Raw genomic sequence first — 12689 nt, forward strand, 5'->3', positions numbered from 1 at the left:
GGCAAATCATGAGTAAACACACCCTCAAGATCGCCATGGCACAGCTCAACTACAAACTGTGCGATTTTGCCGGCAACCTCGCGCAGATCCGCGCTGCTGTCACCACTGCCGCGGGCGCAGACCTGATCGTTTTTTCCGAGCTGTGCCTGTCCGGCTACTACCCACAGGATATGGTGGAGGAGCCCGATTTCCTTGCCCGCCAGCAAGTAGCGCTGGATGAGGTGCTGGCCATCTCGCGCGGTACGTCTGCCGCGCTGGTGATTGGCGCCGTTACCCGCAACAGCGGTATCGGCAAGCCGCTGCACAACAGCCTGCTGGTGCTGCAGCACGGCGCAATCGCGCTGCAGTATCACAAGCAACTGCTGCCTACCTACAACATCTTCGACGAGCGCCGCCACTTTGAACCCGGCCCCAGCCAGCCCGCATTGCTGACCGTGGGCAGGGTAAAGATCGGCTTCGTGATCTGCGAAGATGCCTGGAACAACAGCGGCGCCGATTACGCCATCGATCCGGTGCAGGGCGTGGTGGCGGCCGGGGCCGCGCTCATCGTCAGCATCAATGCCAGCCCGTCCAACGTCGGCAAGCTGGCGCAGCGCGATGAGCTGTTTGCCGGCATCAGCCAGCACTGGAACGTGCCGCTGGTGTATGTGAACCAGGTGGGCGCCAACGACCAGATCGTGTTCGACGGCGCCTCGTTTGTTGCCCATCCGCAGCACGGTATCGTCAAGCAACTGCCGCTGTTCGAACCCGCTGTGCAGCAGGTGGATTTCATCGCCGGCAGCGCAGTGCTGCCCGGCCATTTCGCCGATAACGGCCAGCCGCTTGCCAGTGCCGTGACGCAAACGCTGGCAGACAGCGAATTCTATTACCGGCAGATCGTGCTGGGCCTGCGTGACTACGCGGCCAAGATCGGCTTCACCAAGGTGGTGATCGGGAGCTCCGGCGGCATCGACAGCGCACTCACGCTGGCGCTGGCTGCCGATGCGCTGGGGGCAGAAAACGTCTGCGGCATCACCATGCCATCGCAGTATTCCAGCGCCGGCAGTGTGGGGGATTCGGTCGATCTGTGCCGCAATCTGGGTGTGCAGTTGCTGGAGCATCCGATTGCCGATCTGGTTGGCGGCTACCGCAGCAGCTTCGAGCGCGATTTTGGCGCCGCGCCATCCCGGCTGACGGTGGAAAACCTGCAGGCGCGCATCCGCGGCACCATCCTGATGGAGTACTCCAATCACTTCGGCCATCTGCTGCTGACCACCGGCAACAAATCGGAGATTTCCGTCGGCTATTGCACGTTGTATGGCGATACCAACGGTGGCCTCAACATCATCGGCGATCTGTACAAGACAGAGGTGTTCGCGCTGGCACGGCACTTCAATGCCCGCCACGGCCGCGCGCTGATTCCGCAAGTGATCATCGACAAGGAGCCCTCTGCCGAGCTATCGGAAGGCCAACGCGATACCGACAGCCTGCCGCCGTATCCGGTGCTCGATGAAATCCTCAAGCTGCATATCGAAGGCACGCGCCTGCGCGCGGATGAATACGCCACTGCCAATGCATTCGTGGCCGATCTGCAGGCCGCGGGCGAGCAAGCCACCATCAGCCGCATTCTGGGCCTCGTTGCCAAGTCCGAATTCAAGCGCCGTCAGGCCCCACCCATCATCCGCGTGCGCAACCGCGCGTTCGGCAATGGCCGGCAAATGCCCATCGCCGCGCAATACGCAACGCAAGGCCAGGGGGCATAGTGCAAACCGATACGCTGGTTTACATCGGCCGCTTCCAGCCTTTCCACAACGGCCACCTGGCCATGCTGCAACAGGCGTTGTCACTGGCCGGCAAGGTAGTGCTGGTGCTGGGTTCCGCAGGCGCTGCGCGCAGCAGCAAGAACCCGTTCAGCTTTGATGAGCGCAAGGCCATGATCACCGCCGCGCTTGCCGCGTGGGATGCCAGCCGCGTGGCGGATATCCGGTTTGTTGGCGTGCGTGATTACTACGACGGCCAGCGCTGGGTGGCTGCGGTGCAGCAGGCGGTGGCCGCCGTTGTGCCGGCCGTTGCAAGCGTCGGCCTGTTCGGGCACTTCAAGGATGCATCGTCCAGCTACCTGGGCGATTTCCCCGCCTGGCCGCTGGTGCATCAAGCCAGTTTTGGCCAGCTCAACGCCGCCGATCTACGCCGCCAGTGGTTTGAGGTCGGTGGCGATACGGCTGCCATCGCTACGCAACTGCCGGCGGCATTGGTGTCTTTCCTGCAGCAATTTGCCGGCAGTACTGCCTTTGCCGATCTGCAGGCGGAATACCGCTACCTGCAGCATTACCGGCAAGTATGGTCTGCCGCGCCGTATCCGCCGGTTTTCGTCACTGTCGATGCCGTCGTGCATTGCTGCGGCCACGTCTTGCTGATCCGGCGCGCCGGCCAGCCCGGCCGTGGCAACTGGGCGCTGCCCGGCGGTTTTCTCGACCAGCACGAGCGCGTGTTCGATGCGGCAGTGCGCGAGCTGAACGAAGAAACCCGCCTTGACGTTACGCCGGCTGCATTGCGCAGCGCATGTGCCGATCAGGCGCTGTTCGATCACCCGGACCGCAGCCTGCGCGGCCGCACGCTATCGCATGCGTTTTACTTCAAGCTGCCATTGGCGCAGTTGCCCGCCATCACCGCCGCAGATGACGCCGCCAGCGCGCAGTGGATGCCGGTGCAGCAGCTTGTCGCCATGGAAAGCACCCTGTTCGAAGATCACCTGATGATCCTCGACCGCTTTTTGCATTTATTTGATACGGCCTGAACCAGGTCTGTATCGCCATTGAAAGAGAATAAAAATGGAGCTGGAAAAAACCAGTAAATTCCTCAGTTATGTATTGCGCCACCGGCCTGACAGCATCGGCCTCACGCTGGATGAAAACGGCTGGGCCGATGTCGATGCGCTGATCGCTTGCGCGGCGCAAAACGGTACCGTGCTCACGCATGCGCTCATCCGCGAACTGGTCATCAGCAACGACAAGCAGCGCTTTGCGCTGGATGAAACACCCGGGCGCATCCGCGCCAACCAGGGGCATTCCGTTGCGGTCGATCTGGGCCTGCAGCCCATCACGCCGCCGGACACGCTTTATCACGGCACTGCCACTCGGTTTGTCGAATCAATCCGTGTCGAAGGCCTGCTGCCGCGTTCACGCCAGCATGTGCATCTGTCCGCTACCGTTGATACTGCCCGCAATGTTGGAGCGCGGCATGGGGTGGTCATCATCCTGCCAGTGCGTGCGGCAGCGCTGGCCGAAACCGGCATACATTTCTACCGCTCGGAAAATGGCGTGTGGCTGGCGGATCATATCCCGGCTGCCTTTATCGACTTTGCCGATGCCATTGCATGAAGCGGCCCAATCCCGACTGCTATTGGGTAGAGCCCGGCCGGTTGCTGGCAGGCGAATACCCGCGCAATGCCGACGACGCCAGCTCGCAAGCCAAGCTGCAGGCGTATCTGGATGCCGGAGTCAGTTGCTTCATCGATCTGACGGAAGAGGGCGAACTGGCACCCTATGCACAGATGCTGCACGCAGCCGTTTCGTCCCGTCCTCTCACGCATCACCGCTTTGCCATCAAGGATAAATCGGTACCGAATGGCCGCGAACAGATGCAAGCCATTCTGGCCACCATCCACAGGGCGCTGCTGCACGGTCAAATCGTCTATGTGCATTGCTGGGGCGGCATCGGGCGCACCGGTACGGTGATCGCCTGCCACCTGATCGAACAAGGCATGTCGCCACAGCAGGCGTTGGCAGCGCTCGATACTGCTGGGCGCGGTTGCAAGCGAAATGCCATGGCGATTGATCAGCCGACACGACGGGATAGTGCGTGCAAAGATCGACTGGCCCGCTGGTAGCGCATGCCAGTTGCGGGCCATGGACGATGCCTGCCTGATATTCGATCAGCAGGGGCGCGTGCTGTGCGTGGAGATGGCAAGCGGCCGTGTCAGCCAGTTTGCCGTGCACTGAGCAGCATCTTGGTGAATGGCAATTTCGCTGACTTTCTTTGTCAAATAATGGATTGGATTGCTTGTTGCAAATTTGCTTGCCGGGTAGGTTTCAGTCGCCGCCTATGCTAATTTCTGCCCTTTACCCAAGCACGCCCGCCGCAATGCAACTGACCGAACAACAAGTGCTGGCGCTCGCGCCCGACAACGGCGCTGCCAGCAATGGCAAGAAGCTTGCACAGGCCAAGAACTGGCCACTGCTGGGGCGCAGCCCGCGCGCGCTGTGGGGCGAATGCCAGGGCAGCGGGTCAAAACCGTATCAGGTGCGTGTGGATCTGGCGGATTTTGCCAGCAAGTGCTCTTGCCCCAGCTTCAAGTTCCCCTGCAAGCACGCGCTGGGCTTGCTGGTGCTCACCGCCAACCAGCCCGATCTGGTGCAGGAAAATGGTGAACCCGAATGGGTGGGCGACTGGCTGGACAAGCGCGTGGATACCGCCGCCAAAAAGGAAGCCAAGGCCATCGCCAAAGCGGATGCGCCGGTGGACGAAGCCGCCCAGCAAAAACGCGCGGAAAAGCGCAGTGAACGCGTGGCCGATGGCCTGGCCGCATTGCAGGTGTGGCTGGAAGACCTGGTGCGCAACGGCCTGGCTCGCCTGCCGGCCGAAGGTCCCGGCATCTGGGATCAACAGGCTGCCCGGCTGGTGGATGCGCAGGCCCCGGCGCTGGCGGCCCGACTGCGCGCGCTGGCTGATCTGCCCGGCAGCGGTGCGGATTGGCCCGAACAGCTGTTGGCAGAACTGGGCCGCATTGCAGTGGCGGTGCGCGCGTTCGAGCGCATCGATCAGCTCACCCCTGATCTGCAGCACGCGCTGCGCCAGTACATCGGCTACACGGTGCGCGAGGAAGACGTGCTCGCTGCTGGCCAGCCGGTGCAGGATACCTGGCAGGTGATCGGCCAGATGGTTGAAGACAACGAACGCGTGCGCGTGCAGCGCACGTGGGTCAAGGGGCAGCATACCGGCCGCCACGCGTTGTTGCTGCAATTTGCAGTGGGCGCCCAGCCTTTCGGGCAGAGCTGGCTGCCCGGTAGCAGTTTCAATGCGGAACTGGTGTTCTGGCCCGGCGCCGCCGCGCAACGTGCATTGCTCAAAGGGACGGCCAGCCCGGCGGCGGCCAGCAGCCAGTTCCTGCATGGCGTGGACTTTGCCCGCTTGCTCGATGCTGCCAGTACCACCCTTGCGCAATATCCGTGGGTAGAGCGCTGCGCCGCGGTGCTGACCGGCATCACGCCGGTGTTGCATGCCGGGCGCTGGTTTGCCGTGGCTGCGGACGGGCAGGCGTTGCCGCTGGCAGCCGGGGATCACTGGCACTGGCTGGCGCTATCTGGCGGGCAGGCCTTCGACGTGGCGGTGGAGTGGGATGGCACGCTGCTGCGACCACTGGGCCTGTTCATTGCCGGTTGCTATCAGCCGCTGAGTGGAGGCCAGCTATGGACGAACTGACCCGGCTGGCCTTGGTGGGCACGGCCAATCTGCCGGCTGATGCCGCCAGTATCGCCGCCATCGATGCGCTGCTGCCCGAAGCTACGCGTGAACAACGGCTGCTCTGGCAGGCGGGCGCGCAGGCGGTGTACCGCCAGGCCGGGCTGCAAACGCAGCCCATCATGCTGCCGCCAGCTGCACCTGTTGAATTGCAGCAGCAAGTTCCCGCCGCGCTGCACCCGTTGCTGGGCGATCTGCTGGCCGGCCAGCTGGACGAACTGTTGCCGTGGGCCACCGCACATTTTGCTGCCCGCCATTACCACTTGCCGGCAGTGCTGCTACCTATGGCACTCAGGCTGAACAACAAGGCCAGCCGGCAACGCTGGCTGCCGCTACTGGGCGAGCGTGGCCGCTGGCTGGCCGCGCAGAATGCCGACTGGCACTGGGCGATACAGCCACAACAAGCCCCGGCGGATGATGCGTTGCTCGCGGCGCATTGGCACGAGGGCACATTTGCCGTACGCCGCCGCGCGCTGGCGCAAACCCGCCAGCGTGATCCTGCGCTGGCGCGGGATTGGCTGGCCGCTGCGCTGCCGCAGGAAAAAGCCGAGCAGAGGCTGGCGCTGGCGGAAGTGCTGGCAGATGGCCTGTGCAACGATGACGAAGCCCTCCTCAGCAGCCTGCTGGCCGATCGCAGCCAGGCCGTGCGCCAGCTTGCCGCTGGCCTGCTGGCGCAGCTGCCGGAATCCGCATTTGCATTGCGCATGAGCGAGCGGGCACACGCCACCCTGCAATGGGCGCAGCCCGAAACGCAGGGCGCATTCGCCAAAGTGGCCAGTTGGCTGGGCAAGGGCAATGCGCCCCAACTGGTCGTAGATCCGCCGCTGGAGCTACCCAGGGATTGGGAGAAAGACGGCATTGTGGCCAACCCGTCTGCCGGGGAGGGCAAGCGTGCGTGGTGGTTGCGCCAGTTGCTGGCGCTGGTGCCCCCGTCGCGCTGGGGCCAGCTCACCGGCGCCACGCCGGCCACCTTGCTGCCGGTGCTGCAAAGGAGCGACTGGGCAGAGGCTTTGTTGTCCGGCCTGGCCGAAGCCAGCTGCCGCTTTGCCGATGCCGATTGGGCGGCGGTGCTGGTCGAGCAATCATTGCTGGCGCCAGGCGGCAGCATGGCCGATTACGGCGCGCGCCTGTGGCAAACGCTCGCCGTGGCAGACCAGCAAGCGGTGCTGCTGCGCCTGCTGGGCGCAGACCAGCTCGACATCGTGGTGGCGGTGCTCAGCCGGCAGGATGGCCCGTGGCCGGCCGCCGTGCAGCAGGCAGTGGAAACCATGCTGGCTGCCCGGCAATTTGCCGACCATGCGCCCGGCAAGATCGAACCCTGCCTTACCCTTACCGCCTTGCTGATGCTGCAGATCAGCGATGCGCGCCTTGCCGCATTGATTGCTGTGCTGGAGCGCAATGTGGCGGCCTTTGCCGACCGCCAGGAATGGATCTACCGGCACTTGACCGACCGCGCCGCGCGCATCGTTGCGCTGGCCCATACCCGACAAACCATCATCCAGGAGACTGCCCCGTGACCGCCCCATCGAACGCCAGCCTGAACGCGGTGCTGCGCCAGCACGCCGAGCAGCAATATGCCGAAGAACTCGCCGAGCTGGTCCGCCAGGACAGCAAGCCCAAGCCACCCAACTGGCGGCTGTCGCCCTGGGCGGTCAAAATCTACCTGCTGGGCGGCAAGCTGGCGGATGGTTTCGAGGTCAGCGCCAAATATATCGGCAGCGCACGGCTGATCGAAATTGCCGTTGCCACGCTGGCCACCGATCGCGCGCTGCTGCTGTACGGCGTGCCGGGCACCGCCAAAAGCTGGGTGTCCGAGCATTTGGCCGCCGCCATCTGCGGTGATTCCACGCTGCTGATCCAGGGCACCGCCGGCACCGATGAATCCGCGCTGCGCTACGGCTGGAACTACGCCCGGCTGCTGGCCGAAGGCCCGTCCGAAGCCGCGCTGGTCGCCAGCCCCATGCTCAAGGCACTGCGTGATGGCAAGCTGGCACGGCTGGAAGAAATGACCCGCGTGCCGAGCGAAGTACAGGACACGCTGATCACGCTGCTGTCGGAAAAAACCCTGCCGGTGCCGGAGCTGGGCATCGAGGTGCAGGCGCAACGCGGTTTCAACGTGATTGCCACCGCCAACAACCGCGATAAGGGCGTGAACGAAATGTCGTCCGCGCTGATGCGCCGCTTCAATACCGTCATCCTGCCCACGCCAGACAGCTTCGATGAAGAAGTCAGCATCGTCACCCGCCGCGTGGCCGAGCTGGGCCAGGCATTGGCACTGCCGGCAGAAAAACCCGCGCTGGAAGAAGTCCGCCGCGTGGTGGCCATTTTCCGCGAGCTGCGCAATGGCGTGACCGAAGACGGCAAGACCAAACTCAAGTCGCCCAGCGGCACACTGTCCACCGCAGAGGCCATTTCGGTGCTCGGGCACGGCATGGCGGTGGCGGGCTATTACAGCGACGGCATCCTGCGCGCGGCGGACATTGCCGCCGGCATCACCGGCGCCATCGTCAAGGATCCGGTGCAGGACAAACTGGTGTGGCTGGAATACCTGAAAACGGTCGCCAAGGAGCGCGACGGGTGGAAAGACCTGTACCGCGCCTGCATGGACGTGGTTTGAGGGGGCCGCCATGACAACGCTCAACCCCATCCACGCCGACCGCTGGCTGGCGCTGGCGAACCGTAGCGCGCAATGGCAGGACGAAGAAGAAGGCGAGATCAACTACCGCTTCCACACCGTCGATTGTGGCGAGCTGTGGTTGAAAAGCGGCCGGCTGGTGCCGTGCGATCCCTTCGTCACGCTCGCGCACGCCGATAACGTCGAAATCGCCGTACCGCCCGGCCGCTATCCGGTACGGGCCACCATTGCAGACGTCAGCGACGAGCAGGACGGCTCGCATGAGCGCGAAGCGTACCTGTCGCTGGTGCTGTCCGATGTGCCTGCGGTGGGCTGGCGCTTCCTGGCGCCGTTGCAACCCGGCGATACCGCGCCGGAAGCCGAAGAAGACGAATTCGTCGGCATCCCGGTCGATGCCGGCACCGTGGGTTTTGTCGATGCCGATGCCGTAGCGCGGCTGATGCCGGACCCGGCCAGCACCGACTGGTACGAAACGCTGGTCGATAGCGGTGGCGACGACAGCTGGTTTGCGCAGATGGATGACGAAACCCGCTTGCGCGCCGGTTGCGCCAACATTGCCTTGCCCGGCGCCAGCGATGGCGAAAACCTCATCCTTGCGCATTCCGGCTGGGGCGATGGCATCTATGCGGTGATCGGTACCTACGCGGCAGATGGCGCACTTACCGGCGTGCATATCGATCTGGCGGTGGTGCCTGCGGCACTGCTGCCGGAGTGGGATTGATGGCAACGCATTACTTCGGCATCCGCCACCATGGCCCCGGTTGCGCCCGTGCGCTGGAAGCCGCGCTTGCCACGCTGGCGCCGGACATCATCCTGCTGGAAGGCCCACCGGAAGCCGACGATATCGTCGCACTGGCCGCTGATCCGGCCATGCGCCCGCCGGTGGCGTTGCTGGTGTACCCGAGCGATGCGCCGGAGCATGGCGTGTTCTTCCCGTTTGCCGAGTTCTCGCCTGAGTGGCGCGCCATCCGTTATGCGGCCGGGCAGGGCATTCCACTCAACTTCATGGATTTGCCGCCCACGCATGGCTTTGCCGAGACCATGGCCAAGGCGTCGCCAGCGGTCGAGGAGGATGCGGAGCAAGGCGCTGCAGTGCCCGCAGCAGAGGGTGATGATCAGCCGGCTGGCGCGGATGCGGAATCATCGGATACCGGCGAATTGACGGATGAGGCCGCAGCCGGTGACAACATGGCCAACTGGCGCATGGATCCGATCGGCGAGCTGTCCCGCGCAGCCGGCTACGATGACCACGAACTGTGGTGGGAAATCGAAATCGAGCAGCGGCGTGATGCCACCGAGCTGTTTGCCGCCATTGCCGAAGCCATGACCGCCTTGCGCGAACATGCACCGCCGCCAGACCTGCGCGAAGCCCGCCGCGAAGCACACATGCGCTGCCGCGTGCGTGAAGCGCAGAAAGCCGGTTATCAGCGTATTGCCGTGGTGTCCGGCGCATGGCATGTGCCGGCGCTGATTCAGCCGGCCACCACGAAGGATGACCAGGCCTTGCTCAAGGGCTTGCCCAAAACCCGTGTTGCCAGTACCTGGGTGCCGTGGAGCGATGACCGCCTGGCGTTCGAAAGCGGCTACGGCGCCGGGGTCACCTCACCAGGCTGGTACCGGCATCTGTGGCAAAGCCCGGACCGTGCCGGCCTGCGCTGGATTACCGAAGCCGCGCGCGTGATGCGTGAACACGGGCTGGATGCATCGTCCGCCAGCGTGATCGAAACCGTACGGTTGGCCGATGCGCTGGCTGCCTTGCGGGGCCTGCCCTTGCCTGGCCTGGCGGAAAACCGCGAAGCCATTCTTACCGTGCTGTGCCACGGCGAGCCATCGCCACTGGCGCTGATCCGTAGCCGGCTGGAAATCGGCCACGGCATTGGCCGGGTACCCGCCAATGCGGCTGCCGCCCCGCTGCAGCGTGATCTGGAGGCACAACAGAAGCGCCTGCGCCTCAAGCCCGGCACCGAAATCAAGCGCATCGATCTGGACCTGCGCGAGGAGGGCGGCCGGGCTCGCAGCCGCTTGCTGCATCGTCTGAATATCCTCGGCGTGGATTGGGGCGAACTGCAGCACGATGCCAACCGCACCGGCACCTTCCGCGAAGCGTGGGAACTGCACTGGCAGCCGGAGCTGGCGGTCAGCCTGATTGGCGCCAGCCGCTACGGCAACAGCATCGTGGAAGCCGCCAGCAACATGCTGTGCGAGCAGGCACGCCAGAATGCCGATCTGCCGGTGCTTACCAGCATGCTCGATAGCGCCGTGCTGGCCGGCCTGCCCAAGGCCATCAACGTGCTTCTGGCCTGCGTGCAGAACCAGGCGGCAGTTGCTGCCGATATCACCCACCTGATGGATGCGTTGCCGCCGTTGGTGTACGTGGCGCGTTACGGTGATGTGCGTGGCACCGCGGCCGCCAGCGTGCAGCCCATCGTGGAATCGCTGGTCGAGCGCATCATCGTCGGCCTGGGGCCGGCCGCCAGCGGCATCGACGAGCAGGCGGCAGAAGCATTGATGCGGCGCGTCGACGACGTGCAGGTGGCGCTCGATACGCTGGACCTGGCGCCACTGCGCGAAGACTGGTTCGATTGCCTGGCACAGCTGCTCGATCTGGATACGGCTGCCCCCATGGTGCGCGGGGGCGCGCTGCGGCTGGCGTTCGATCGCCAGCGCATCGATGCCGCTACGCTGGCTACCCGGGCACGGCTGGCTCTGGCGCCCGCGGTGGCACCGGCGCTATCCACTGGCTGGCTGACCGGGCTGCTGCGCGGCAGCGGCCTGCTGCTGCTGCATCACGATGCGCTGTGGCGCGTGATCGATGAGTGGCTGTTTGCGCTGGGCCACGATGTATTCATGGAACGCTTGCCGCTGCTGCGCCGTGCGTTTGCCGATTTCACCCCTGCAGAACGCCGCCAGATGGGCGGCAAGGTGCGCAATCTGGGTGATGCCTCGCCGCAGCAGCAAGCTGATCTGTCACTGGACGAAGCCCGAGCCGCGCGCGTATTGCCGGTGCTGGCCGCCATACTGGGAACCTGAACGTATGAATCCTGCTCTTGATACCGATCGCATGCAGCGCTGGCGCCTGGTACTGGGGGAAGCCGCTGGCGAAACCTGCGGTGCTGCGCTCAGCCCGGATCTGCAGCGTGCCGATGCTGCGCTGGCTGCGCTGTACGAAAGCGAGCGCAGCGCCGGCCTGGGTGCATCCAACCCCAATGTGGCGCGCTGGCTGGGCGATATCCGCGAATTCTTCCCCACGCCGGTGGTGCAGGTGATGCAGCAGGATGCGATCACCCGCCTCAACCTGCAGAAAATGCTGCTGGAGCCCGAGCTGCTGGAAGCGGTGGAGCCCGATGTGCACCTGGTGGCCAGCCTGGTATCGCTATCGCGCGTGATGCCGGCCAAAACGCGCGATACCGCACGCCGTGTGGTACGCCGCGTGGTGGACGAACTGGAAAAGCGCCTGAAGGAACCGATGCGCCAGGCGATCACCGGCAGCCTCAACCGCGCCGAGCGCAACCGTCGCCCCAAGCTCAATGAGATCGACTGGCACCGCACCATACAGGCCAACCTGGGCCGCTACCTGCCGGAAAAGAAAACCGTGGTGGCAGAAAAACTGATCGGCCATGGCCGCAAGCGCAGTGCGCTGCGTGACGTGGTGCTGTGCGTGGATCAGAGTGGCTCGATGGCGGCATCGCTGGTGTACGCGGGCATCTTTGCCGCAGTGATGGCATCGCTGCGCGCGGTGCGTACCCGCATGGTGGTATTCGATACCCAGGTGGCGGATCTGACCGAAGAAGCGGAAGACCCGGTTGACCTGCTGTTCGGCGTGCAACTGGGCGGCGGCACGGATATCAACCTGGCACTGGGCTACTGCCAGCAGGTGATAGACCGCCCGGAAAAAACCATACTGGTGCTGATCACCGATCTATATGAAGGCGGCAATGCCGGCGAGATGCTCAAGCGTGCTGCCGCCCTCAAGGCCGCTGGCGTCAATTTCATCTGCCTGCTGGCGCTGGCGGATAATGGCGCCCCCGGTTACGACCAGCAACATGCCGCGCGCTTTGCCGCGCTGGGCATTCCCACCTTCGCCTGCACCCCGGATCAGTTTCCCGAGCTGATGGCCGCGGCCATCCAGAAACAGGACGTCAACCTGTGGGCAGCCAGGCAGGGTTTTGTCACCCACCGTGCGGATGATCACCAAGTTGGAAGTCCCCTGTCCACAATGACCGGTGGGTGATTCATTCATCTGGCATGCCATGAGCGGGAACTCCGGCAAATTACCGGGCTGCATATCCTGCCATTCAAGCGCATCGATATGTCGTGAGGGTAAATGCAGATGGAATGAATTTGGTCCGCTCGCCTTGTTTTTCCAATGCTTTTCATCGGCTGATGGCGAAATGCTGCAATCAGCCTGTTGCAATCTTCGTCGGTCTCCGTCAGTCCTTTCCTATTAGAAGCTCCGTGGCAGTCCGGTACGCCATGGCGGGGTTTCTCAATATCTTTCTCCTACGCCGCCGCCATTTCGGGGCCGGGCATGTAGCGATGGCAAGAACGGCTGTCG

At 64.2% G+C, this 12689-nt stretch carries 10 protein-coding genes; all 10 read left to right on the plus strand.

Translation table 11 applies throughout. From position 1 onward, the window contains the following. Nucleotides 1-8 precede the first annotated feature (8 nt). The 10 genes from IGB42_RS19620 (at nt 9) to IGB42_RS19665 (ending at nt 12365) form a co-directional block, all read left to right on the plus strand. Nucleotides 9-1742 carry an NAD+ synthase gene (locus tag IGB42_RS19620; protein WP_159674913.1) on the plus strand — a complete coding sequence of 578 codons (1734 nt, stop codon included), beginning with the start codon at nt 9-11 and terminating at the stop codon, nt 1740-1742. Next, on the plus strand, nt 1742-2776 hold the full coding sequence (locus tag IGB42_RS19625; protein ID WP_236822655.1) for a bifunctional nicotinamide-nucleotide adenylyltransferase/Nudix hydroxylase: 1035 nt from the start codon (nt 1742-1744) through the stop codon (nt 2774-2776). Before IGB42_RS19620 ends, IGB42_RS19625 begins: the two co-directional genes overlap by 1 nt. A 34-nt stretch (nt 2777-2810) precedes the next feature. Beyond that, nucleotides 2811-3359 (plus strand): RNA 2'-phosphotransferase, encoded by a 549-nt coding sequence (locus IGB42_RS19630; protein WP_174764241.1) that lies wholly within the window; start codon nt 2811-2813, stop codon nt 3357-3359. Next, nucleotides 3356-3868, plus strand: coding sequence for a protein-tyrosine phosphatase family protein (locus IGB42_RS19635; RefSeq protein ID WP_159674915.1), 513 nt, complete (start codon nt 3356-3358; stop codon nt 3866-3868). The genes IGB42_RS19630 and IGB42_RS19635 overlap by 4 nt, the downstream gene beginning before the upstream one ends. Nucleotides 3869-4122: 254 nt before the next feature. Beyond that, nucleotides 4123-5460 (plus strand): SWIM zinc finger domain-containing protein, encoded by a 1338-nt coding sequence (locus IGB42_RS19640; protein ID WP_159674917.1) that lies wholly within the window; start codon nt 4123-4125, stop codon nt 5458-5460. Beyond that, nucleotides 5448-7016: a DUF5691 domain-containing protein gene (locus IGB42_RS19645; protein WP_159674919.1), complete on the plus strand. Its 1569-nt coding sequence runs from the start codon at nt 5448-5450 to the stop codon at nt 7014-7016. Before IGB42_RS19640 ends, IGB42_RS19645 begins: the two co-directional genes overlap by 13 nt. Next, a complete protein-coding gene (locus tag IGB42_RS19650) occupies nt 7013-8116 on the plus strand; it encodes an AAA family ATPase (RefSeq protein WP_236822657.1) in 1104 nt (367 codons plus the stop codon). The genes IGB42_RS19645 and IGB42_RS19650 overlap by 4 nt, the downstream gene beginning before the upstream one ends. Before the next feature lie 10 nt (nt 8117-8126). Continuing rightward, nucleotides 8127-8855 carry a DUF4241 domain-containing protein gene (locus IGB42_RS19655; RefSeq protein WP_159674921.1) on the plus strand — a complete coding sequence of 243 codons (729 nt, stop codon included), beginning with the start codon at nt 8127-8129 and terminating at the stop codon, nt 8853-8855. Then, nucleotides 8855-11164 carry a DUF5682 family protein gene (locus IGB42_RS19660; RefSeq protein WP_159674923.1) on the plus strand — a complete coding sequence of 770 codons (2310 nt, stop codon included), beginning with the start codon at nt 8855-8857 and terminating at the stop codon, nt 11162-11164. The genes IGB42_RS19655 and IGB42_RS19660 overlap by 1 nt, the downstream gene beginning before the upstream one ends. A 4-nt stretch (nt 11165-11168) precedes the next feature. Continuing rightward, the gene (locus IGB42_RS19665) at nt 11169-12365 is read left to right on the plus strand and encodes a VWA domain-containing protein (RefSeq protein ID WP_159674925.1); all 1197 of its coding nucleotides are present in this window, start codon (nt 11169-11171) and stop codon (nt 12363-12365) included. The last annotated feature ends 324 nt before the right edge of the window (nt 12366-12689 follow it).

This window comes from Andreprevotia sp. IGB-42 (assembly GCF_009848685.1).
Taxonomy (GTDB): Bacteria; Pseudomonadota; Gammaproteobacteria; order Burkholderiales; family Chitinibacteraceae; genus Andreprevotia.